Here is a 22,349-nt window from a genome sequence, read left to right on the forward strand (position 1 = left end):
GGCGGCGTGCCGCGCGCGGTAGCCGACGACCACGGCGGGCGCGCGGGCGAGCCCGCGCCGGACCGCGCGTGCCTCCAGCCGCAGCGCCGCGCACACGACCAGGCCGGGCGCCTCGTCACCGGTCATCCGCCCAGTGCAGCACGGGCGCGGCGCAGGATCCAGCTCCCGGGTGCGCGGGGCGGTGCGCGCCCCTATGATTCGTTCATGCGTTCGATCAGCTCGGCGGAGCGGCGGGCCAGGCTCGTCCGGCGGCACCGGCTGGCCGCGGGGGCCCGCACCGGCGATGTCGCGGAGATCGCCCGGTCGCTGGTGGTGCTGCACGCCACCGACCCGGCCACGGTGTTCCTGTCCGTCGCGGCCCGCAGCGACACGGCCGGGCCGTCCGACGTGGAGCGCGCCCTCTACGACGACCGGACGCTGCTGCGGATGCTGGCGATGCGCCGGACGATGTTCGTCGTGCCCGTCGAGCTCGTCCCGGCCCTGCAGGCGTCCACCGCGTCCGCGCTCGCCGCCAAGCAGCGCCGGCGGTACGGGACCCTGATCGAGCGCGGCAGCGACATCACGGACGTCCCGGCCTGGTTCCGCCGGGTGGAGGACGCGACGCACCAGGCGCTGCTGGCGCGCGGCGAGGCGACCGGCGCGCAGCTCAGCGCGGCGGTGCCGGAGCTGCGCACCCAGGTCGACCCCGCGCCCGGCAAGGCGTACTCGCGGCCGACGGGCGTGACGACCTGGGTGCTGGTGACGCTCGGCTGCGAGGGGCTCATCGTGCGAGGCCGCCCGAACGGCGGCTGGACCAGCAGCCAGTACCGGTGGGCGCCGATCGAGACGTGGCTGCCCGGCGGCGTCCCGGACGTCCCGGTGGACGAGGCGCGCGCCGAGGTCGTCCGGCGGTGGCTGCGCGCGTTCGGCCCGGCGCCCGTCGCCGACCTCAAGTGGTGGACGGGCTGGACGGCCGGGGAGGTCGGCAAGGCCCTCGCCCTCGTCGACACCGTGGAGGTCGACCTCGGCGGCGCGACCGGGCTCGTCCTCGCCGACGACCTGGAGCCCGATCCCCCGGCGGAGCCGTCGGCGGCGCTGCTGCCCGCGCTCGACGCCACCCCGATGGGCTGGCAGGAGCGCGGCTGGTTCCTCGGCGGGCACGGCCCGCTGCTGTTCGACCGCAGCGGCAACATCGGCCCGTCCGTCTGGTGGGATGGGCGGATCATCGGCGGCTGGGCGCAGCGCAAGGACGGCGAGGTCGCCGTCCGGCTGCTGGAGGACGCCGGCGCGGAGGCGGAGGCGGCCGTCGCGCGGGAGGCCGAGCGGATCGCCGCCTGGTACGGCGACGTCCGCGCGATCCCCCGCTTCCGCACCCCGCTGGAGAAGGAGCTCACCGCCTGACCGCGGCGCGCGCGATGAGGCCGGCGGGGACCGGGCCGCGCGTGAGCACCATGCCGAGGCCGGGCGGGTGCGCGCGCCCGGCCTCCAGCGTCCTGGTGTCGATCACGCCCGAGGCGCCCGCGCAGGTGTAGGCGATCAGGTGGTCGCCCGCGGTGAGCCGTGCGCCGGCGTCGGCCTTCGCGCACTGCGCTCCTGCCCGGTAGAGCGGGGCCGAGGCCTTCCAGCCGTCCCGGGCGACGACGCGCAGGACCCCGTTCACCAGCGACGCGAAGTAGCCTTCGTTGGCCGCCGCCCGCCACTGCCGGTCGGGCCCGGTGCCGGGAACATCGGGTCGTCGCCGACGACCGCGCCGCCGCCGGACGAACGCGTCCTGGACCACGTCCTCGGTGTCGTCGGTGCCGAGGAGGGCCGCGAGTCTGACCAGCCCCCAGAAGTGGGCGGTGAGAGACGAACGTGGGCGCGGAAGGTTTACCACGCTCGGGCGCATTTGTTCCCGGAACCAAACCGAACAAAGCGGAGACCATTTCCGCTCTGCCCGCGACCTGGGCTCTGATCAGCCATGATGTGGGGCATGCCCGCAGATCGCATGCTCCCCTCGCCCGAGGCGGCGGACGTGGTCGCGCTCGCCCGTGACATCGCCCGCCGCGAGCTGGCGCCGCGCGCCGCGCCCGCCGAGGAGGCCGGCGCCTTCCCGCGCGAGATCTTCCGGATGCTGGGCCGCGCCGGGCTGCTCGGCCTGCCCTACCCGCCCGACCTCGGCGGCGGCGGACAGCCCTACGAGGTGTACCTGCAGGTGCTGGAGGAGATCGCCGCGGTGTGGGCGTCGGTCGCGGTCGGCGTCAGCGTGCACACGCTGTCGTGCTTCCCGCTGTACGCCTGCGGCACCGACGTGCAGCGCAAGCAGCTGCCCGAGCTGCTGGAGGGCGACCTGCTCGGCGGGTACGCGCTGGCGGAGGAGCACGCGGGGCCGGACGCGGCGGGGCTCAGCACGCTCGCGGTCCCGGACGGCGACGGCTACCGGATCACCGGCACCAAGACGTGGATCACGCACGGCGGCGAGGCCGACTTCTACGTGCTGTTCGCCCGCGCGACCGGCGACCCGGGCGGCCTGACCTGCTTCCTCGTGGAGGGCCGCATGGACGGCCTGCAGTTCGGGCCGCCCGAGCGCAAGATGGCCCTCACCGCGTCCACCACGGCGCGGCTGCACTTCGACGGCGCGTGGGTGCCCGAGGACTGGCGGATCTCCGACGAGGGCTGCGGGTACCCGATCGCGGCGGCGGCGCTGGACGCCGGGCGGCTCGGCATCGCCGCGTGCGCCGTCGGCCTCGCCCAGGGCGCGCTGGACCACGCCGTCCGGTACGCGGCGGGGCGCGGCCAGTTCGGCCGTCCGGTCATCGCCAACCAGGGGATCGCGTTCCTGCTCGCCGACATGGCCGCCGCCGTGGAGACGGCCCGCGCCTGCTACCTGGAGGCGGCCCGGCGCAAGGACCGCGGGCTGCCGTTCGCGCGGCAGGCGTCCATCGCCAAGCTCGCGGCGACCGACGCGGCGATGCGGGTGACGGCGGACGCGGTGCAGGTGCTGGGCGGCGACGGCTACACCCGCGACCATCCGGTGGAACGGTACATGCGGGAGGCGAAGGTGATGCAGATCTTCGAGGGCGCCAACCAGATCCAGCGGATGGTGATCGGCCGCCACCTCGCCCGCGACGCCGGCTACGCCTGCTGACCCGGCCGGCCCGTCACGCCCGCCGGCCCGGCGGGTCCGGGGCGCCGAGCCGCGCCCGCTGGTCGGCGCGGCTGCGGCGGGTCAGCGTGAGGACGAACCCGGCCGCGGCGGCGACGCAGGCGGCGAGCACCGCGACGAACGCCAGGCCGGTGTAGAACCCGGCGGTGCCGTCCGGCGCCACCAGCAGCGGCCCGTCGGCGCCCCGGCAGGTCAGCACGGCCGCCCCGGTCACCGGCGCGGTCAGCGAGGCGGTGTAGCGGTAGCCGGGCCGGTCGGCCGCGCTCCAGGAGTTCTTGCGGGTCAGCCGGACGCGGCCGCGCTCCCCGCCCTGCGCACCGCCGTGCTCGACGGCGCATCCGAACGGCGCCGTGCCGTCCCGCCGCACGTAGAGGAAGTAGGTGCGGCCCGCCTTCAGCCGCACGGGGACACCGGCCGCCGCGTCGCCCGACACGGCGGGCCCGGCACCGGCGCCGGTGTCGCCCCGCGCCAGCGTGAGCGTGGTCAACAGGCCCGCGGCGGCCAGCACCACCAGCGCGACCGGCACCGCGTACCAGCCCGCGGCGGGACGACCGGGCGGCGTGCTCCAGGCCGGGGCGGGCGGCGCCGGCCCCTCCGGAGCGTTCACTCGCGGCCACATCCCGGTCCCCCCGATCCGAACGTCACCGTGTCGTGCCGCCACCTTTCCAGACCGCGGAGCCGCACGTCAGGGACTTGGTGAGGGCGCCGATGTGTCGGCCGGGCGGGAGCGGTTACCTTACTAGGCAGTAGCAACCGTGGGAGGTCGCATGGCCCTCAGGGACCGCCTGCCGGCCCCGCCGATCCGCGTGCGCCGCCCGCGCGGGCTGCCCCGCTCGCCGCTGCCGCGGTACACGGTCGAGCGGGACCTGCCGGTGACGATGCCGGACGGCGTGACGCTGCTCGCCGACCGCTACGTCCCGGTCGGGGTGCGGCGACCGCCGACCATCCTCGTGCGCACTCCCTACGGACGGCGAGGCCCCGCCGCACTGGCCAACGGCCTGCCCTTCGTTCCGTTCGGTTTCCAGCTGGTCGTGCAGAGCGCGCGCGGGACGTTCGGTTCCGGGGGCGAGTTCGACCCGCTCGGCGGCGAACGCGAGGACGGCCTCGCCACCGTCGCGTGGCTGAAGGAGCAGCCGTGGTTCGGCGGGTCGTTCGCGACCTACGGCGCCAGCTACCTGGGCTACTCCGCCTGGGCGATCGCCGCCGAGGCCGGACCGGAGCTGAAGGCGATGTCGCTGCAGATCACCGCGTCGTCGTTCCGGGACGCCGCCTACGTCGGCGGGTCGTTCGCGCTGGAGTCCACCCTCACCTGGACCGATCTCACGCACCGGCAGCAGCAGCCGTTCGGGCTGCTCACCGCGTCGCTGCTGTCGCGCCGCCGCGCCGTCCGCGCCGCCCGGTCCGGCCGCCCCCTCGCCGAGCTGGACGTGGCGACCGGCGGCCGGCGGATGCGGTTCTACCAGGACCTGCTCACCAACCACGGCACGGACGCGGGCTACTGGGACGGCCGCGACTTCAGCGGCACGGTCGGCGAGGTCGAGGCGCCCGTCACCCTGCTCGGCGGCTGGTACGACGTGTTCCTGCCGTGGGAGATCAGGGACTACCTGGCGCTGCGCTCCGCCGGGCACCGCCCGTACCTCACCATCGGCCCCTGGTGGCACACCGACGCCCGGCACGGGCTGGTGTCGTTCCGCGAGACGCTCGCCTGGTTCCGCGCGCACCTGCGCGGCGACCCGTCGGGGCTGCGCGCCGACCCCGTCCGGCTGTACGTCACGGGTGCCCGCGAGTGGCGGCACTACGCCGACTGGCCGCCGCCCGGCACCCGGCAGGAGCGCTGGCACCTGCACCCCGGCCGGGGCCTCGGGCCCGACGGCCCGCGGCCGTCCGAGCCGAGCAGGTACCGGTTCGACCCGGGCGACCCGACGCCCGCGCTCGGCGGCCCGACCCTGCTCGGCAGCTCCCGCCCCGTCGACAACCGCCCGCTGGAGCGCCGCCCGGACGTGCTGTCGTTCACCTCGCCGCCGCTCACCGAGCCGCTCGACGTGATCGGCCCGATCGGCGCCGACCTGTTCGTCCGGTCCGACCGTGAGCACACCGACTTCGTCGTCCGGCTCTGCGACGTCGCCCCGGACGGGACGTCCCGGAACGTGTGCGAGGGCGGGCTGCGGCTCCCGGCGTTCGCCGAGAAGCCGGTCGGCACGGCCGGCGTGCGGCGCATCGCGGTCGACCTGTGGCCGGCCGGGCACCGCTTCGCGCGCGGGCACCGCGTCCGCGTGCACGTGGCCAGCGGCGCCCACCCGAAGGTCGCGGCGAACCCCGGCACCGGGGAGCCGCTCGCCACCGCGAGCCGCATGGTCCCGGCGGACCAGGAGGTCTTCCACGACCCGGACCACCCGTCCGCGATCATCCTGCCGATCACCGGCCGGTCCCCGGAGTCCGCGGTGCCCGCCCCCGAGGAGGAGCCCGGCTAGGGCGTCACAGCCGCGCCGCGACGGCCTTGGCGAAGCGGGCGTCGCCGCCGGGGGCGTGTTCGAGGTAGAGGGCGGGCTCGGTGAGCTCCAGCTCGATCAGGAGCGGGTCGCCGCCGGGGCCCGGGATCAGGTCGACGCGGGCGTAGAGGAGGTCGCGGCCGCCCGGGACGGCGTCGAGGACGCGGTGGGCGAGGTCCAGCTCGGCGTCGGTCGCGGTGGCGGCGGTGACCTTGCCGCGGGTGTCGCCGAGGCCGGCGAGGCCCTCGATGCCGGCGCCGGGGTTGAGGACGCGCGCCTTGCGGGCCGCGTGGCTGTACTCGCCGCCGAGGAAGACCAGGGCGGTCTCGCCCGCCGTGTCGACGGCCTTCAGGTACGGCTGGAGCATGACCGTGCGGCCGGCGTCCCGCAGCTCGCGTAGGTGGGCGCGGGCGGCGTCCTCCTCGCCCGGGCCCCAGCGGGCCGTGTCGCGCGAGCCGGACGACACCGACGGCTTCAGCACGTACTCGGGCCAGTCGGCGGGGATGCCGTCGGGGTCCCAGCGGGTCGGGACGACCGGGACGCCCGCGGCCTCCAGGTCGCGCAGGTAGCGCTTGTCGGTGTTCCAGCGCAGCACGTCCGCCGGGTTGAGGACGCCTGGGAGGCTCTCGGCCCAGGTCAGGAACTCCTCGCGCCGGTCGGTGTAGTCCCAGGTGGACCGGACGACGACGAGGTCGTAGCGGGACCAGTCGACGGCCGGGTCGTCCCACACGGCGATGTCGGCGGCGACGCCGAGGCCGGTGAGGGCGGCGGCGAGCATCCGCGCGTCGTCGCTGCCCTCGGGCAGGTGGGCGCAGGTGGCCAGGGCGCACAGGGGTGAGGCGGTCAACGGGGGGTCCTTCTCGCGGGCAGGGGGTGGGTCAGCGGACGGGGGCGCCCGCGCCGCGCAGCGCGTCCTTCACCTCGGAGATCGTCATCTCGCCGAAGTGGAAGACGCTGGCGGCCAGCACCGCGTCGGCGCCGGCGGCGACGGCGGGCGCGAAGTGCTCCACGGCGCCCGCGCCGCCGCTGGCGATGACGGGCACGGTGACGGCCTCGCGGACGCGGCGCAGCATCTCCAGGTCGAAGCCGGCCTTGGTGCCGTCGGCGTCCATCGAGTTCAGCAGGATCTCGCCGACGCCGAGCTCCTGGCCGCGCCGGGCCCACTCGACGGCGTCGATGCCGGTGCCCTTGCGGCCGCCGTGCGTCGTCACCTCGAAGCCCGAGGGGGTGCCCTGCCCGTCCGGGAGCACGGCGCGGCGGGCGTCCACCGACAGCACGACGCACTGCGACCCGAACCGGTGCGCGGCCTCCCGCAGGAACTCCGGCCGCGCGATCGCCGCGGTGTTGATCGACACCTTGTCGGCGCCCGCGCGCAGCAGCCGGTCGACGTCGTCGACGGTGCGGACGCCGCCGCCGACCGTCAGCGGGATGAACACCTGCTCGGCGGTGCGGCGCACCACGTCGTAGGTGGTGGAGCGGTCCGCGCTGGACGCGGTGATGTCCAGGAACGTCAGCTCGTCGGCGCCCTCGGCGTCGTAGCGGCGGGCCAGCTCGACGGGGTCGCCGGCGTCCCGCAGGTTCTGGAAGTTGACGCCCTTGACGACGCGCCCGGCGTCGACGTCCAGGCAGGGGATGACCCGTACGGCGACCGTCACTTCACGGCCTCCAGGGCCTCTTCCAGGGTGAACGCCTGCGCGTACAGCGCCTTGCCGACGATCGCGCCCTCGACGCCGTCCTCCACCAGCTTGGCGAGCTCGCGCAGGTCGTCGAGGGAGGAGACGCCGCCGGACGCGACGACCGGCTTGTCGGTGCGGGAGCAGACCTCGCGCAGCAGCCCGGTGTTGGGGCCGCGGAGCGTGCCGTCCTTGGTGACGTCGGTGACGACGTAGCGGGGGCAGCCGTCGGCCTCCAGCCGGGCGAGGACCTCCCACAGGTCGCCGCCCTCGCGGGTCCAGCCGCGGGCGGCGAGCGTCGTGCCGCGCACGTCCAGCCCGACCGCGATCTTGTCGCCGTGCGAGGCGATGATCTCGCGGCACCAGTCCGGGTTCTCCAGCGCGGCGGTGCCGATGTTCACGCGGGCGCAGCCGGTCGACAGGGCCGCCTCCAGCGAGGCGTCGTCGCGGATGCCGCCCGACAGCTCCACCTTCACGTCCAGCCGCCCGGTCACCTCGGCGAGCAGCTCCCGGTTGGAGCCGCGCCCGAACGCCGCGTCCAGGTCGACCAGATGGATCCACTCCGCACCCGCGTCCTGCCAGGCCAGCGCGGCGTCGAGGGGGGCGCCGTAGGAGGTCTCGGTGCCGGCCTCGCCCTGCACCAGGCGGACCGCCTGGCCGTCGGCGACGTCAACGGCGGGAAGGAGCGTCAGAGTCATGCGGAAACCCTATCGATACAGGTGAACGTGCCCGGCGCGGGCGAGCGCCGGCGCGGTCAGGAGAGGGTGGACAGCCAGTTGCGCAGGAGCCGCGCCCCCGCGTCGCCGGACTTCTCCGGATGGAACTGGGTCGCGCACAGCGGGCCGTTCTCGACCGCCGCGACGAACCGGTCCCCGTGCTCGGCCCAGGTGACCAGCGGCGGCTCGAGGGTGCCGGTCGGGTCGGGCTCCAGCTCCCAGCGGCGCGCCGCGTAGGAGTGCACGAAGTAGAACCGGGCGTCCGCGAGCCCCTCGAACAGGACCGAGCCGTCCGCGACGTCCACGGTGTTCCAGCCCATGTGCGGGACGACCGGCGCCTCCAGCCCGTCGACCGTGCCGGGCCACTCGTCGCAGCCCTCGGTGGTGACGCCGTGCTCGATGCCCTTGGAGAACAGGATCTGCATGCCGACGCAGATGCCGAGGACCGGCCGGCCCCCGGCGAGGCGGCGGCCGATGATCTGCTCGCCGCGCACCGCCCGCAGCCCCTGCATGCAGGCCGCGAACGCGCCCACGCCCGGTACGACCAGGCCGTCGGCGGCGAGCGCCGCGTCCCAGTCGGCGGTGACGGTGACGTCCGCGCCCGCGCGGGCGACGGCGCGCTCGGCCGAGCGCAGGTTGCCCGACCCGTAGTCGAGCACGACGACCTTCGGGTTCACAGCCACATCACTCCCCCGGCGAACGCCAGCCCCGCCAGGCACAGCACGATCAGCGCCGCGCCCTTCAGCCCCTGCTTGAGGAAGCTGTAGACGCCGGCGAGCAGGAACACCGCGACGGCGAAGACCGCGACGTTGAAGAAGGTGAAGTGCAGTCCGCCCGTTTCCAGAGCCGCGGTGCCCACGGCTACAGGGCTCCCTTGGTGGACGGGATGCCGTGCACCTTCGGGTCGAACGCGACCGCGTCGCGCAGCGCGCGCGCCAGCGCCTTGAACTGCGCCTCGACGATGTGGTGGGCGTTGCGTCCGTACGGCACGTGGACGTGCAGAGCCACCTGGGCGTTCGACACGAACGACTCGAAGACGTGCCGGGTCATGGTGGTGTCGTACTCGGGGCCGATCATCGGGGCCATGCCCTCCGGCTCCACGTGCACCAGGTAGGGGCGGCCCGACACGTCCACGGTGACCTGGGCGAGCGCCTCGTCCAGCGGGATGGAGGCGTCGGCGAAGCGGCGGATGCCGGCCTTGTCGCCGAGCGCCTCGCGGAACGCCTGGCCGAGCGCGATCGCGGTGTCCTCGATCGTGTGGTGGCTGTCGATGTGCAGGTCGCCGGCCGTCTTGACGGTGAGGTCGAACGACCCGTGCTTGCCGAGCTGCGCCAGCATGTGGTCGAAGAACCCCACGCCCGTCGCCACGTCGACCTGGCCGGTCCCGTCCAGGTCGATCTCGACGAGGACCTGCGTCTCCTTGGTCCCGCGCTCGACTCGTCCCTTGCGCGTCACGAGCTCTCCTCCAGTACGTCCTTGAGGGCGGCGCGGAAGGCGGCCGTCTCCTCGGGGGTGCCGACGCTCACCCGCAGCCACTCGGGCGGGCCGACCTCGCGGATCAGCACCCCGCGCTCCAGCAGCCCCTCCCAGATCCTCCGGCGGTCCGGGAACGTCCCGAACAGCACGAAGTTGGCGTCGGAGTCGGCCACCCGGAACCCCTCGGCGCGCAGCCACGCCACCAGGCCGTCGCGCTCGCGGCGCAGCGCCTCGACGGTGCCGAGCAGCTCCTCGCCGTGCGCGAGGGCGGTGCGCGCCACCGCCTGGGTGACGGCCGACAGGTGGTAGGGCAGCCGGACCAGCAGCAGCGCGTCGATCACGGCGGGGTCGGCGGCCAGGTAGCCGAGCCGGGTGCCCGCCATCGCGAACGCCTTGGACATCGTCCGGGTGACGATCAGCCGGGGGTGGCCGTCCAGCAGCGTCAGCGCCGACGGCGTGCCCGCCCGGCGGAACTCGCCGTAGGCCTCGTCGACGACGACCATGCCGGGCGCGGCGTCCAGGACGGCCTCGATGGCCTCCAGCGGCAGCGCGGTGCCGGTCGGGTTGTTCGGCGAGGTGAGGAACACGATGTCGGGCCGGTGCTCCTGCACGGCCGCGAGCGCGCGGGCCGGCTCCAGGCCGAAGTCCTCGTCGCGGAACGCGTCGATCCAGCGGGTCCCGGACACACCGGTGATGATCGGGTGCATCGAGTAGGACGGCTCGAAGCCGAGCGCGCTGCGGCCCGGCCCGCCGAACGCCTGGAGGATCTGCTGGATGATCTCGTTGGAGCCGTTCGCCGCCCACACCCGGCCGGCGGTGAGGCCGATGCCGGGCGTGTCGGTGTTGAGGAAGGCGGCGAGGTCGGTGCGGAGGGCGACGGCGTCGCGGTCGGGGTAGCGGTTCAGCGACCCGGCGACGTCCATGACGGCCTCGCCGAGCGCCTTCACCAGCCGCTCGGACGGGGGGTAGGGGTTCTCGTTGGTGTTCAGCGCGTACGGGACGTCCAGCTGCGGCGCGCCATAGGGCTCCCGGCCGCGCAGGTCGTCCCGCAGCGGCAGGTCGTTCAGTGAGGTCACGAAGGGATCTCCCAGTCGAAGCGTGCCTTGAGCGCCGCGCCGTGCGCGGGCAGGTCCTCGGCCTCGGCGAGCGCGACGACGCGCCCGGTGGCCTGGGCGAGGGCGTCGCGGTCGTACTCCACGACATGGACGCCGCGCAGGAACGTCTGCACCGACAGCCCCGACGAGTGGCACGCGCATCCGCCGGTCGGCAGCACGTGGTTGGACCCGGCGAGGTAGTCGCCGAGCGACACCGGCGCGTACCGGCCCACGAAGATCGCGCCGGCGTTGCGGACGCGGGCGGCGACGGCGGGCGCGTCGGCGGTGTGGATCTCCAGGTGCTCGGCGGCGTAGGCGTCGACGACCTTCAGGCCGTCGTCGATGCCGTCCACCAGCACGATGCCGGACTGCCGCCCGGCGAGCGCCTCGGTGATCCGCTCGGTGTGCTTGGTCCGCGCGACCTGCGCCTTCAGCTCCCGCTCGACCTCGTCGGCGAGCCGCACCGAGTCGGTGACCAGCACGGCGGCGGCGAGCACGTCGTGCTCGGCCTGGCTGATCAGGTCGGCGGCGACGTCCACCGGGTCGGCGGTGTCGTCGGCGAGGATCGCGATCTCGGTCGGGCCCGCCTCGGCGTCGATGCCGATCACGCCCTTGAGCAGCCGCTTCGCGGCGGCGACGTAGACGTTGCCGGGCCCGGTGACCAGGTCGGCGCGGCGGCACTCGTCGGTGCCGTAGGCGAACATGGCGATCGCCTGGGCGCCGCCGACGGCGTACACCTCCTCGACGCCGAGCAGCGCGCACGCCGCCAGGATCGTCGGGTGCGGCAGGCCGCCGAACTCCTTCTGCGCGGGCGAGGTCACGGCGAGGGAGCCGACGCCGGCCTCCTGCGCCGGGACGACGTTCATCACCACGCTGGACGGGTACACGGCGCGGCCGCCCGGCACGTACAGGCCGACGCGGCCGACCGGGATCCACCGCTCGGTGACGGTGCCGCCGGGCACGACCCTCGTGGTCGTGTCGGTGCGGCGCTGGTCGCGGTGCACCGCGCGGGCGCGGCGGATGCTCTCCTCCAGCGCCTCGCGGACGGCGGCGTCGAGCCCCGCGAGGGCCTGGTGGACGGCCTTGACCGGGACCCGGGTGCTCTCCAGCTCGACCCCGTCGAGCGCCTTGGTGTGCTCCCGCACCGCCTGCGAGCCCCTATGGCGCACGTCCTCGCAGATCGGCCGCACCTTGTCCAGGGCGGCCTCGACGTCGAGTTCGGCGCGGGGCAGCACGGAGCGCGGGTCGCCGGGGAGCGAGCCGCGCAGGTCGATACGGGAAATCACGCGCCCAGTCTACGGAGTGCCCCCGGTCCCCCGTGCACCGTCTCACGTGCCGAGACGCCCGTGTCGCCGGTGTCCGGGGACGTGCCGCGGGTCACACCCGCAGCGTCCCGTCCAGCACGGTGACGGCCGCACCGGACACGATCACGCGGTCGCCGCGCAGCGCGGTGCGGACGAGGCCGCCGCGCTCGGACGCCTGGTAGCCGGTCAGCGCGTCCCGGCCGAGCCGCTCGGCCCAGAACGGGGCGAGCGCGCAGTGCGCCGACCCGGTCACCGGGTCCTCGCCGTCGCCGAGCAGGACCCGGGCGGCGAAGAACCGGGACACGAAGTCGTGCCCGCCGGTCCCGCCGCCGTCGGCGCGGGCGGTGACGATCACGCCGCGCCCGTCGATCCGCCCGAGCGCCGCCATGTCGGGGGCGAGCCCGCGCACCGCCTTCTCGTCCGCGAGTTCGACGAGGAGGTCGTCCTGGACGTTGCGGCCCGTCCAGCCGACCTCGGTGCCGAGCGCCTCGGCCAGCCCCGCCGGGGGCACGACGGGCTCGGGCGGGCAGGACGGGAAGTCCATCGCCAGCCCGCCGTCCCCGTCCCGGGTGACGGTGAGGACGCCGCTCTTCAGCGTCCGGAACCGGATGGAACGGTCGGCCGCGACCGTCCCGGTGTCGTAGAGGGCGTGCGCGGCGCCCATGGTGGCGTGCCCGCAGAGCGCCACCTCGACCAGCGGCGTGAACCAGCGCAGCTCGAAGTCCGCGCCGGGCTCGTCGACGGGGCGGACGAACGCGGTCTCGGAGTGCCTCATCTCGGCCGCGACCCGCTGCATCCACGCGGCGTCGGCGGGCGCGTCCAGCAGGCAGACCCCGGCGGGGTTCCCGGCGAACGGGCGGTCGGTGAAGGCGTCCACGACGAGGATCCTCATAGCGCCGACGCTACCCGCGGCGCCCGCGGGGACGGCATGGCCAATCGGACGGAAGTGGCCCGGCCGCCCCGGACTGGACGAGAGCGTGACACACGCTTCACACTGTGAAAAATCACCCCTTACCAAGATCATCGAGACCGGCGTACGCTGGCGTCGAGGGCGTCCCCGGCCGGCGCGGGAAGGCGCGGGAAAGAGGCGACATGACCGAGCGGCTCCCGCTGTTCCCGCTGGGCACCGTGCTGTTCCCCGGCCTGGTGCTCCCGCTGCACCTGTTCGAGGAGCGGTACCGGCTCCTCATCGGCGACCTGCTCGAACGGCCCGAGCCGCGCGGCTTCGGCGTGGTCGGCATCGAGCTCGGCCACGAGGTCGGCGAGGACGCGGCGCACCGCCTGTCCGGGGTCGGCTGCCTGGCCGAGCTGCGCGAGGCGCGGCGCCACCCGGACGGCCGCTACGACATCGTCACCACCGGGACGCGCCGCTTCCGCGTCAAGGAGCTGGACCGGTCCCGCCCCTACCTGCAGGGCGAGGTGGAGTTCCTCCCGGAGGAGCCCGGCGCCGACCCCGGGCCCGCCGCCCGGCGCGTGCGGCGGCTGTTCCGGCTCTACCGGGAGCGCCTGTCGGCCGCCGGCGCCGGCCCGGTCGACGATCCGGCCCTGCCGGACGACCCGGTCGCGCTGTCGTACCTGATCGCGGCGTCGGTCGTGCTCGACGGGCACGAGAAGCAGCGGCTGCTGGAGTGCGAGGACGCGGCGCTGCGGCTCGCCGCCGAGCGCGAGCTGCTGGTCCGGGAGAACCGGATCCTGGACTCCCTGCCGATGATCCCGGCCGGGCAGTTCCTCGACGGCTCGTTCACCCTGAACTGACCGGGAGCCCGCGGGCCGTCCCCTCGGCGGGGCACCGAGCCGGTCGCGCGCGGGGCCGGAGATCACGGCAGACTGTCCCCCATGAGCAAGCGGGCAGGGGCAGGAGGCGGCAAGGCGGGCGGCCAGGGCACGCCCGCGACGGTCGCCGCCGCCAAGGCCGGGATCGAGTTCACCGTGCACGCCTACGAGCCGGCTCCGGACGCCGAGTCCTACGGCGCGGCGGCGGCCGACGCGCTCGGCGTCCCGCACGACCGGATCTTCAAGACGCTGGTGGCGGAGGTGGACGGGCGGCTGACCGTCGGGGTCGTCCCGGTGTCGGGGTCGCTGGACCTGAAGGCGCTGGCCGCGGCGGCGGGGGGAAAGAAGGCGGCGATGGCGCACCCGCGCGACGCCGAGCGCGCCACCGGCTACGTGGTCGGCGGGATCAGCCCGCTGGGCCAGCGGCGCCGGCTGCCGACTGTGATCGACGCGTCGGTGTCAGCCCTCGCGACCGTCTACGTCTCGGCCGGTCGGCGCGGACTCCAGATCGAGGTCGTCCCCGCCGACCTCGTCGCCCTCACCGGCGCCACCGTCGCCGCGATCGCCCGGGGGTAGCCGGCGGACGAGCACCTCCAGCAGCCCGTACGCGGCGACCGCCGCCACCGGCCAGAACACCAGCACGCCCTTGGCGCGCAGGTCGGCGACGCCGGTGACGGTGGCGCCGTCGCGGCCGTGCCGGACGACGTCGTCGTAGTGGCCGAGCCCGATCAGGTGCCCGGTCTTCCAGGCGAGCAGCGACGCGGCCACGCCGCCGGCGGCGATGCCGAGGATCAGCGCGATGTCGTTGCGGCGGCCGCGCGCGGCGTAGGCGGCGACGCCGCAGAGCAGGCCCGCCGCCAGGCCGATCAGCGCGAACCTGCCGTCGATCCCGACCGGGCCCTCGCCTTCCGGATCGGCGATCAGCGGCTCACCTTGGATGATCACATATGTGACCTTGGGGATGGTGTTCGCCCACAGCAGCCCCGCGAGCGGCCCGAGCGGCGTCACGATGGCGGTGGTGACCAGCCAGGTCGTCAACTGCCTGCCGGTCGGTCGCCGCACTGCGTACGCTCCTCGGTGGAAGTGTCCTCTGACAGCGAAAGCCTAGCCTGCCCAGGTCAGCCGATCGACAATCGAATGGTGTCCCATTCCCGTCTTGATTCACGCCCGCGACCGCCCCGGTTACTGGGATAATGTGCCCGACATGTCCGGATTCAGTCCCGCGTTCGAACGCCTCGGCGCCGCCCTGGCGGCCGTCGTCCTGCAGCAGCAGGAGACGCTCGCCGAGTTCCTCCCGCGCGAGGACTGGAGCGCCGACCTCACCGCCCGCACCTATACCAGCGGCGGCGTGACCGTCCGCGTCTCGCTGCTCGGCTCCTACGCCGCGCGCGAGCGCACCTGGCTGTGGGGGTGGGCGAACCCGCAGTTCGGCGACGCCCATCCCGCGGTCGTCCCGACGCTGGTGATCCGCGCGCTCGGCGAGCGGCTCGGCATCACCGAGTTCACCACGCCCGAGGTCGACCTGTCCTGGTACGACGGGCCGGCCGGGCACGGCGGCGAGCTGATCGCGATGGCGGCGGGCGGGGTGCTGCGCGGCGCCGGCTACATCGGCGCGGGCTACGACGGCGGCTCGGCCTACCTGCACGTCGACGACCCGCAGGTGCCGGCGGCCGGCTGGGACCCGATCCCCGTCCCGCGGCTGCTGGCCGGGGCGACGAGCCTGTTCCCGCACGAGCCGCGGCTCACCCTCGCCGGGCTGCTGTCGCACCATCGCATCGCCTACCGGCAGAGCGACGAGCTGACCGAGATGCGGCTGCCCGGCGGCGGCGGAGCCCGCGCGCTGTTCGACGGCCTCGGACGCTTCGTCGACTGGCAGGCCGACCTCGCGCACGCGGCGCCCGCCGCGGTCCGCGGCTGACCGTCGACCGCTCCCGGCCGTTCCCGGCTGATCGCACGGCGGCGCGGGGTCCGCACCGGCCACTACCGGACATCATCACCGGTGCCCCCTCCCGGTGCCGGGAGGGGGCGGGACGCGGCTAGCCCAGGCAGGACGGGCCGAGGAGCTGCTTCAGATCCCCCATCAGCGCCGGGGACGGGGCGACGCGCAGCCGGTCGTCCAGCCGGACGACCGTGGTGCGCGGCCCGTTCTGCAGGTGCAGGTGCACCTCCGACGTGCCCGGATGGGTGATCAGCACCTCCTTCAGCCGCGACACCGTCGGCGGCGTGCAGCGGCCGAGCGGCAGCGTCACCGCCAGCGGGCCGGTGCCCTCGGTGATGGTCAGGTCCGGCTGGGTGACCTCCATCGCGATGATCTTCGCGACGTCCTCGCGGCGGTCCAGCTTGCCCTTGACGATCAGGATCGCGTCCTCGGCGAGCAGCGTGGAGCACAGCTGGTACGACGACGGGAAGCACAGCACCTCGATGGAGCCGCCGAGGTCCTCCAGCTGGAACATCGCCCACGAGTTGCCCTGCTTGGTGACCTTGCGCTGCAGGCCCGACAGCAGCCCCGCGACGACGACGATCTGCCCGTCCGGCCGCTCGCCCCCGTTCAGCACCGCGATCGTGCAGTCGGCCTCCCGCTCCAGGATGTGCTCGACGCCGAGCAGCGGGTGGTCGGAGACGTACAGGCCGAGCATCTCCCGCTCGAAGGCCAGCAGGGTGGTCTTGTCCCACTCCTCGCCCTCGGGGATCGCGACGGCGAACGCGTCCTCGCCGCCCTCCTCCTCCAGCGCGCCGAACAGCGAGTCCTGCCCGACGGCCTCCTTGCGCTTGATGTCGATGACCGAGTCGATCGCCTGCTCGTGCACCATCAGCAGCGCCTTGCGCTGGTGCCCGAGCTCGTCGAACGCGCCCGCCTTGATCAGCGACTCCACGACCCGCTTGTTGCAGACCTGCGACGGGACCTTGTTGAGGAAGTCGTTGAAGTCGGTGTAGGCGCCCTTCTCCTTGCGGGCCGCGACGATCCCGTCCACCACGTTGTGGCCGACGTTGCGGACCGCCGACAGCCCGAAGCGGATCTCGGTGTCGCCCAGCGGGGTGAAGTCGGCCTCGGAGGTGTTGACGTCCGGCGGCAGGACCTTCAGCCCCATCCGGCGGCACTCCGACAGGTAGAGGGCGCTCTTGTCCTTGTCGTCGCCGACGGACGTCAGCAGGCCCGCCATGTACTCGGCCGGGTAGTTCGCCTTGAGGTAGGCGGTCCAGTAGGAGACCAGGCCGTACGCGGCGGAGTGCGCCTTGTTGAACGCGTAGTCGGAGAACGGGACCAGGATGTCCCACAGCGTCTTGACGGCCTCCTTCGAGAAGCCGTTGTCGAGCATGCCCTTCTCGAAGCCGACGTACTGGGCGTCCAGCTCGGCCTTCTTCTTCTTGCCCATGACGCGGCGGAGCAGGTCCGCTTTGCCGAGCGTGTAGCCCGCCACCTTCTGCGCGATCGCCATGACCTGCTCCTGGTAGACGATCAGGCCGTAGGTGGTGTCGAGGATCTCCTTGAGCGGTTCCTCCAGCTCGGGGTGGATCGGGGTGATCTCCTGCTGGCCGTTCTTGCGCAGCGCGTAGTTGGTGTGCGAGTTCGCGCCCATCGGGCCCGGCCGGTACAGGGCGCCGACGGCGGAGATGTCCTCGAAGTTGTCCGGCTTCATCAGCCGCAGCAGCGAGCGCATCGGGCCGCCGTCGAACTGGAACACCCCGAGGGTGTCGCCGCGGGCGAGCAGGTCGTAGGTCGGCTGGTCGTCCAGCGGGAGGGCGAGCAGGTCGACGTCGACGCCCTTGTTCTTCTTGATCCCCTTGAGCGCGTCGTCGATGATCGTCAGGTTCCGCAGGCCCAGGAAGTCCATCTTCAGCAGGCCGAGCGTCTCGCAGGTCGGGTAGTCGAACTGCGTGATGATCGCGCCGTCGGCGTCCCGGCGCATGATCGGCACGTGGTCGGTGATCGTCTCACCGGACATGATGATCCCGGCGGCGTGCACGCCGGTCTGCCGGATCAGCCCCTCCAGGCCCTGCGCCAGATCCATGATCTGCTTGACGTCGGTCTCTTCCTCGTACAGCTTGCGCAGCTCGCCGGCCTCGCCGTAGCGGGGGTGCTTCTCGTCGAAGATGCCCGACAGCGGGATGTCCTTGCCCATGACGGCGGGCGGGAACGCCTTGGAGATCCGGTCGCCGAGCGCGTACGGGAAGCCGAGGACGCGGCCGGCGTCCTTGATGGCGGCCTTCGCCTTGATGGTGCCGAACGTGGCGATGAAGGAGACCTTGTCGGCGCCCCACTTCTCCGTCGTGTACTTGATGACCTCGGCGCGCCGGTCTTCAGGGAAGTCGATGTCGATGTCGGGCATGGACGCGCGCTCGGGGTTCAGGAACCGCTCGAAGATCAGCCCGTGCGGGATCGGGTCGAGGTCGGTGATGCCCATCGCGTACGCGATCAGCGAGCCCGCCGCGGACCCTCGTCCCGGCCCGACCAGGATGCCGTTCTCCTTGGCCCACATGATGAAGTCGGCGACGACGAGGAAGTAGGACGGGTACCCCTTGCCGAGGATGACGCCCATCTCGTACTCGGCCTGCTCCCTGTACCCCTCGGGCAGGCCGTCGGGGAAGCGCCGCTCCAGGCCCTTCCAGACCTCCTTGCGGAACCAGCTCTCCTCCGTCTCGCCCTCGGGGACGGGGAAGCGCGGGCTGAGGTCGCGGTGCTCGAACATCCCCGTGGGGTCGACCTTCTCGGCGAGCAGCAGCGTGTTGCGGCAGCCCTCGGCCCAGATGTCGGACGAGTCGATCGCGCGCATCTCGTCGGCGGTCTTGAGGTAGTAGCCGGACCCGTCGAACCGGAACCGGTCGGGGTCGGCGAGCTGCTTGCCGACCTGCACGCACAGCAGCGCGTCGTGCGCGGTCGCCTCGGACTCGTGGGTGTAGTGCGAGTCGTTGGTGACGAGCGGCGGGATGTTCAGCCTCTTGCTGATCTCGATGAGGCCGTCGCGGACGCGCCGCTCGATGTCCAGCCCGTGGTCCATCAGCTCGAGGAAGTAGTTGTCCTTGCCGAGGATGTCCTGGAAGGTCGCGGCGGCCTTGAGCGCCTCGTCGAACTGGCCGAGCCGCAGCCGGGTCTGGATCTTGCCGGACGGGCAGCCGGTCGTGCCCATCACGCCGTCGGCGTGCTCGGCGAGCAGCTCCTCGTCCATCCGCGCGTACTTGAAGACGAAGCCCTCGGTGTAGGCACGGCTCGACAGCTTGAACAGGTTGTGCAGGCCGGCCTTGTTGCGCGCCCACAGCGTCATGTGGTTGATCAGGCCGCCGCCGGAGACGTCGTCGCGCTTCTGGCTCGGCTCGCCCCACTGGACCTTCTTCTTGTGGAAGCGGGACTCGGGCGCCATGTACGCCTCGATGCCGATGATCGGGGTGACGCCGGCGGCGGTGGCCTGCTTGTGGAAGTCGTAGGCCCCGTGCATGTTGCCGTGGTCGGTCATCGCGATCGCCGGCATCTTCTGCCGCCCGACCTCCTCGAACATCTGCTTCAACCGGGCGGCTCCGTCGAGCATGGAGTACTCGGTATGAACATGCAGGTGAACGAAAGAGTCGGCCATGCCCGCTGCGCCTCCTGATGCTCGCATGCGACCGCCCACGTGCGTGGCCCGCACGTGGTCGCGGTATCGGTCCCGGGGGAAGAACGCCGTCCCGGCGGGGTCGCCGGGATGACGCGGTCCTGAGAGCCTAACCCCGTCCGGGGGCCGTCCGCTCCCCGACTCGCCCACCGTCTCCCGCGTCACATCCGGCACTCGGGGCCGCGCCCGCCGCACCCCGTCCGGGCCCGTCTCACGACCCGAGACGGACGTCCGGGATTTGACTGGGGCCGGGCGCCCCGCCGTACCATCGGCGCGTGGAACGTCGCCATTTCGGGTTTACGCGGCCGGCTCCGGGCGAGCCGGTCGGCACGACGACCTGAGCGACGACCCCGGAGCCGGCCAAGGCGGAGACCCACTCGGGCTCCGCCTTTTCCATTGGACGCGGCCCCGGGCACGGACCCCCGCACGGCGCGGCCGCCGCGAGAAGGGAGACCGAGATGCACGACCAGGTCATCGACGCCACCGGCGGCACCCCCGACGCCCCCGGACCGTCCTGCCCGGCCTGCGGGCCCGCGGAGGCGGCCGCCCCGCTGCTGCGCGTACCGCTGCCGTCCGTCGAGGAGCTGGCGACCGTGGACGAGGCGCGCGCGGCGATCGACGGGCTGGACGCGGCGCTGGCCGTGCTGCTGGAGCGCCGCGCCGCCGTCGCCGCCCTCGTCCAGCGGCTCAAGCCCGTCGGCGGGTTCGCCGGCCGCGACCCGGACCGGGAGCGCGCGATCGTCGACGCGATGGCCGAGCACGCCCCCTCCCTCGGCCGCGACGGGCTCGCGAAGATCATGAGCGCGGTCATCGAGGCCGGCCTGGCCGCCGCCGAGCGCTGACCGCGGACCGCTGACAGCCCAGGGCCGGGGCGCGCAAGGAGCGCGCGCCCCGGCCGCAGGTCAGGACTCGTTGGAGACGATCTCCAGAGCGCGGGCCAGGTCGTCGGGGTACGGGCTCTCGAACTGCACCCAGTCGCCCCGCGTCGGATGCTCGAAGCCCAGCCGGACGGCGTGCAGCCACTGCCGGCGCAGGCCGAGCCGCTCGGCGAGGGTCGGGTCGGCGCCGTAGGCCATGTCCCCCGCGCAGGGATGCCGGATCGCCGACATGTGCACGCGGATCTGGTGCGTCCGGCCCGTCTCCAGGTCGATGTCCAGCAGCGTGGCGGCGCGGAACGCCTCCACGGTGTCGTAGTGCGTCACCGACGGCTTGCCGCCCGCCACGACCGCGAACCGGCCGTCGCCCGACGGGTGCCGGTCGATCGGCGCGTCCACCGTCCCGCGGAACGGGTCCGGGTGGCCCTGCACGAGCGCCTGGTAGCGCTTGTCGATGCGGCGCTCCTTGAACGCCCGCTTGAGCCGCGAGTAAGCGACCTCGCTCTTGGCCACCACCATCGCGCCCGTGGTGTTGGCGTCCAGCCGGTGGACGATCCCCTGCCGCTCGGACGCGCCGCTGGTCGCGATCGTGTGCCCGGCGCCGAGGAGCCCGCCGAGGACGGTCGGGCCCGTCCAGCCGGTCGTCGGATGGGCGGCGACCCCGACCGGCTTGTTCACCACGACGATGTCGTCGTCCTCGTACAGGATCCCCATGCCGGGCACGGGCTCGGCGACCGCCGCGGGCGGCGCCGGTGGCGGCGGCAGCGTCACCTCCAGCCACGCGCCGGCCTGCACCCGCTCGGACTTGGTCGCGACCTCCCGGCCGTCCAGCAGGACGTCGCCGGCGGCGATGATGTCGGCGGCCCCGCCCCGCGACACCCCGAACAGCCGGGCCAGCGCGGCGTCGACCCGCTCGCCCTCCAGCCCGTCCGGCACGTGGAGGCTGCGCACCTCACCGCCCATCAGGGCTTCTCCTCGCGCGCCGGGACGTCCTCGTCCCCGGCCGCCGGGGAAGCGGTGCCGTCCTGCGCGGACGTCTCGCCGCCGGTGCGCGGCGCGGTCCCGGGGGCCTTCGCGTCCTTCGCCGCGGGCGGCTCCTCGGCGGCGGGGGGCTCGGCGGAGGACCCGTCCGGCCCCCCGTCCCCGTCCTCGTCGCCGTCCTTGCCGGCCAGGCGCGTCCCGTCGATCTGGAGGCCGCGCGCCGCGAGCACGACGGCCAGCACGCCACCGCACACGATCGCCGAGTCCGCCAGGTTGAACACCGGGTAGTGCGGGAACTCGATCCAGTCGACGACGTGGCCCTTCAGCGGCGCCGGGGCGCGGAAGAGCCGGTCGAGCAGGTTGCCGATCGCACCGCCGAGCAGCAGCCCCAGGCAGACCGCCCAGGGCAGGCTGCGCAGGTTGCGGGCGGTGCGCAGGATCGCCACCACCACGCCGCAGGCGATCACGGTGAAGACGATCGTGTAGCCGGTGCCGATCGAGAACGCCGCGCCGCTGTTGCGGGTCTCGCGCAGCGTCAGCAGCCCGCCGAGCAACCGGACCGGCGCCCGGTCCTGCAGCGTGGCCACCACGATGGTCTTGGACACGATGTCGGCGGCGAGCGCGGCCAGGGCCACGGCGATCAGCACGCCGACGCGGCGCGGCCGGGGAGATCCCGTGGATTCCCCGGCCCCTCCGTCAGGGTTCGTTTGGTCGCTCAGCGACGTTCCTCGCGTTGTTTGCATGTCACACACAGGGTCGCACGCGGGAAGACCTGGAGGCGCGCCTTGCCGATCGGTTCGACGCACGACTCGCAGATCCCGTACGTGCCGGCTTCCATTCGCTGGACGGCCCGCTCGATCTGGGCCAGGAGGTCCCGTGAATTGTATGCGAGCGCCAGCTCGTGCTCGCGCTCGTACGTCTTGGCGCCCGCGTCGGCCTGGTCGTCCCCGGCGCCCTCGCTGATGTCGCCCTCGGCGATCTGCACCGCGGACGCCGCGATCTCCTCGCGCAGCGCGACGATCTGCTCCTCCAGCCCGGCCCGCACCTCGGCGAGCTCCGAGGCCGTCCAGTGCCCCTCGCCCGCGCGGACGGGCAGGTCCGCGGCCTTCGCGGCGGCCTCGCCCCCGCCGGACCCGGCGCGGCCGGACCCGGCCGCGGTCTTCCCCGCGGCGCGCTTGGCGGCGGGCTTGGCCGCCCGGGACCCGCCGGCGGACCTGGTCGCGGGGGGCGGGCCCGCCCGACCCATGGGCGCGGGGGGC

The 22,349-nt window shown here is 74.0% G+C and carries 23 protein-coding genes; 7 read left to right on the plus strand and 16 right to left on the minus strand.

Translation table 11 applies throughout. The features are described 5' to 3' along the window. Positions 1-204: 204 nt before the first annotated feature. Positions 205-1,380: a winged helix DNA-binding domain-containing protein gene (locus ABZ914_RS23030; protein ID WP_500195529.1), complete on the plus strand. Its 1,176-nt coding sequence runs from the start codon at positions 205-207 to the stop codon at positions 1,378-1,380. Here the strand turns inward: ABZ914_RS23030 and ABZ914_RS23035 are convergent. Continuing rightward, entirely contained in the window at positions 1,370-1,855 is a 486-nt protein-coding gene (locus ABZ914_RS23035) for a hypothetical protein (RefSeq protein WP_500195531.1), read from the minus strand. The two genes, ABZ914_RS23030 and ABZ914_RS23035, sit on opposite strands and share 11 nt — an antisense overlap. Positions 1,856-1,951: 96 nt before the next feature. Here ABZ914_RS23035 and ABZ914_RS23040 point away from each other — a divergent pair, with 96 nt between their 5' ends. Continuing rightward, positions 1,952-3,106, plus strand: coding sequence for an acyl-CoA dehydrogenase family protein (locus ABZ914_RS23040; protein ID WP_500195533.1), 1,155 nt, complete (start codon positions 1,952-1,954; stop codon positions 3,104-3,106). 13 nt (positions 3,107-3,119) lie between these two features. Here the strand turns inward: ABZ914_RS23040 and ABZ914_RS23045 are convergent, their stop codons facing one another. Continuing rightward, positions 3,120-3,731, minus strand: a complete 612-nt coding sequence (locus tag ABZ914_RS23045) for a hypothetical protein (protein ID WP_500195535.1) — start codon at positions 3,729-3,731, stop codon at positions 3,120-3,122. 160 nt (positions 3,732-3,891) lie between these two features. Here ABZ914_RS23045 and ABZ914_RS23050 point away from each other — a divergent pair, with 160 nt between their 5' ends. Continuing rightward, entirely contained in the window at positions 3,892-5,595 is a 1,704-nt protein-coding gene (locus ABZ914_RS23050; RefSeq protein WP_190862334.1) for a CocE/NonD family hydrolase, read from the plus strand. 4 nt (positions 5,596-5,599) lie between these two features. On the opposite strand, the gene ABZ914_RS23055 is transcribed toward ABZ914_RS23050, so the two are convergent. From ABZ914_RS23055 to ABZ914_RS23095, 9 genes are all read right to left on the minus strand, one after another. Beyond that, complete coding sequence (locus tag ABZ914_RS23055) at positions 5,600-6,460, minus strand: ATP-grasp domain-containing protein (protein ID WP_500195538.1); 861 nt, start codon at positions 6,458-6,460, stop codon at positions 5,600-5,602. Between the two features lie 31 nt (positions 6,461-6,491). Next, a complete protein-coding gene (hisF, locus tag ABZ914_RS23060; RefSeq protein ID WP_387030101.1) occupies positions 6,492-7,268 on the minus strand; it encodes an imidazole glycerol phosphate synthase subunit HisF in 777 nt (258 codons plus the stop codon). Beyond that, the gene (priA, locus tag ABZ914_RS23065; RefSeq protein ID WP_500195540.1) at positions 7,265-7,984 is read right to left on the minus strand and encodes a bifunctional 1-(5-phosphoribosyl)-5-((5-phosphoribosylamino)methylideneamino)imidazole-4-carboxamide isomerase/phosphoribosylanthranilate isomerase PriA; all 720 of its coding nucleotides are present in this window, start codon (positions 7,982-7,984) and stop codon (positions 7,265-7,267) included. The genes hisF and priA overlap by 4 nt, the downstream gene beginning before the upstream one ends. Positions 7,985-8,040: 56 nt before the next feature. Then, complete coding sequence (gene hisH, locus ABZ914_RS23070) at positions 8,041-8,679, minus strand: imidazole glycerol phosphate synthase subunit HisH (RefSeq protein WP_190862315.1); 639 nt, start codon at positions 8,677-8,679, stop codon at positions 8,041-8,043. Beyond that, positions 8,676-8,861 carry a CG2302 family histidine operon protein gene (locus ABZ914_RS23075; RefSeq protein WP_433237838.1) on the minus strand — a complete coding sequence of 62 codons (186 nt, stop codon included), beginning with the start codon at positions 8,859-8,861 and terminating at the stop codon, positions 8,676-8,678. The genes hisH and ABZ914_RS23075 overlap by 4 nt, the downstream gene beginning before the upstream one ends. Before the next feature lie 2 nt (positions 8,862-8,863). Further along, a complete protein-coding gene (gene hisB / locus ABZ914_RS23080) occupies positions 8,864-9,457 on the minus strand; it encodes an imidazoleglycerol-phosphate dehydratase HisB (protein ID WP_190862312.1) in 594 nt (197 codons plus the stop codon). Continuing rightward, positions 9,454-10,554 (minus strand): histidinol-phosphate transaminase, encoded by a 1,101-nt coding sequence (locus tag ABZ914_RS23085; protein ID WP_387030110.1) that lies wholly within the window; start codon positions 10,552-10,554, stop codon positions 9,454-9,456. Before ABZ914_RS23085 ends, hisB begins: the two co-directional genes overlap by 4 nt. After that, positions 10,551-11,858, minus strand: a complete 1,308-nt coding sequence (gene hisD, locus ABZ914_RS23090; protein ID WP_433138111.1) for a histidinol dehydrogenase — start codon at positions 11,856-11,858, stop codon at positions 10,551-10,553. The genes ABZ914_RS23085 and hisD overlap by 4 nt, the downstream gene beginning before the upstream one ends. A gap of 91 nt (positions 11,859-11,949) precedes the next feature. Continuing rightward, complete coding sequence (locus ABZ914_RS23095) at positions 11,950-12,768, minus strand: PhzF family phenazine biosynthesis protein (RefSeq protein WP_500195544.1); 819 nt, start codon at positions 12,766-12,768, stop codon at positions 11,950-11,952. Positions 12,769-12,968: 200 nt separating this feature from the next. On the opposite strand from ABZ914_RS23095, the gene ABZ914_RS23100 reads away from it, so the two are divergent. Together ABZ914_RS23100 and ybaK are read left to right on the plus strand one after the other, a co-directional pair. After that, complete coding sequence (locus ABZ914_RS23100; protein ID WP_190862304.1) at positions 12,969-13,631, plus strand: LON peptidase substrate-binding domain-containing protein; 663 nt, start codon at positions 12,969-12,971, stop codon at positions 13,629-13,631. 81 nt (positions 13,632-13,712) lie between these two features. Continuing rightward, positions 13,713-14,225, plus strand: a complete 513-nt coding sequence (gene ybaK / locus ABZ914_RS23105) for a Cys-tRNA(Pro) deacylase (protein WP_190862302.1) — start codon at positions 13,713-13,715, stop codon at positions 14,223-14,225. Here ybaK and ABZ914_RS23110 read toward each other — a convergent pair. After that, complete coding sequence (locus tag ABZ914_RS23110) at positions 14,109-14,711, minus strand: hypothetical protein (protein WP_500195547.1); 603 nt, start codon at positions 14,709-14,711, stop codon at positions 14,109-14,111. The two genes, ybaK and ABZ914_RS23110, sit on opposite strands and share 117 nt — an antisense overlap. A gap of 142 nt (positions 14,712-14,853) precedes the next feature. Here ABZ914_RS23110 and ABZ914_RS23115 point away from each other — a divergent pair, with 142 nt between their 5' ends. Beyond that, entirely contained in the window at positions 14,854-15,567 is a 714-nt protein-coding gene (locus ABZ914_RS23115; protein WP_190862299.1) for a DUF6882 domain-containing protein, read from the plus strand. Between the two features lie 118 nt (positions 15,568-15,685). On the opposite strand, the gene dnaE is transcribed toward ABZ914_RS23115, so the two are convergent. Further along, positions 15,686-19,216, minus strand: a complete 3,531-nt coding sequence (gene dnaE, locus ABZ914_RS23120) for a DNA polymerase III subunit alpha (protein ID WP_500195549.1) — start codon at positions 19,214-19,216, stop codon at positions 15,686-15,688. A 476-nt stretch (positions 19,217-19,692) separates the two neighbouring features. Here dnaE and ABZ914_RS23125 point away from each other — a divergent pair, with 476 nt between their 5' ends. Beyond that, positions 19,693-20,076, plus strand: coding sequence for a chorismate mutase (locus ABZ914_RS23125; protein WP_500195550.1), 384 nt, complete (start codon positions 19,693-19,695; stop codon positions 20,074-20,076). 60 nt (positions 20,077-20,136) lie between these two features. Here ABZ914_RS23125 and ABZ914_RS23130 read toward each other — a convergent pair whose 3' ends face one another. From ABZ914_RS23130 to ABZ914_RS23140, 3 genes are all read right to left on the minus strand, one after another. After that, positions 20,137-21,072: an RluA family pseudouridine synthase gene (locus ABZ914_RS23130; RefSeq protein ID WP_190862295.1), complete on the minus strand. Its 936-nt coding sequence runs from the start codon at positions 21,070-21,072 to the stop codon at positions 20,137-20,139. Further along, complete coding sequence (lspA, locus tag ABZ914_RS23135) at positions 21,072-21,737, minus strand: signal peptidase II (protein WP_500195552.1); 666 nt, start codon at positions 21,735-21,737, stop codon at positions 21,072-21,074. Before lspA ends, ABZ914_RS23130 begins: the two co-directional genes overlap by 1 nt. A gap of 68 nt (positions 21,738-21,805) precedes the next feature. Continuing rightward, positions 21,806-22,186, minus strand: a complete 381-nt coding sequence (locus ABZ914_RS23140) for a TraR/DksA family transcriptional regulator (RefSeq protein WP_500195554.1) — start codon at positions 22,184-22,186, stop codon at positions 21,806-21,808. Positions 22,187-22,349: the final 163 nt, after the last annotated feature.

Origin of the sequence: Spirillospora sp. NPDC046719, assembly GCF_040645715.1 — a bacterium.
In the GTDB taxonomy this organism is placed as follows: domain Bacteria; phylum Actinomycetota; class Actinomycetes; order Streptosporangiales; family Streptosporangiaceae; genus Spirillospora.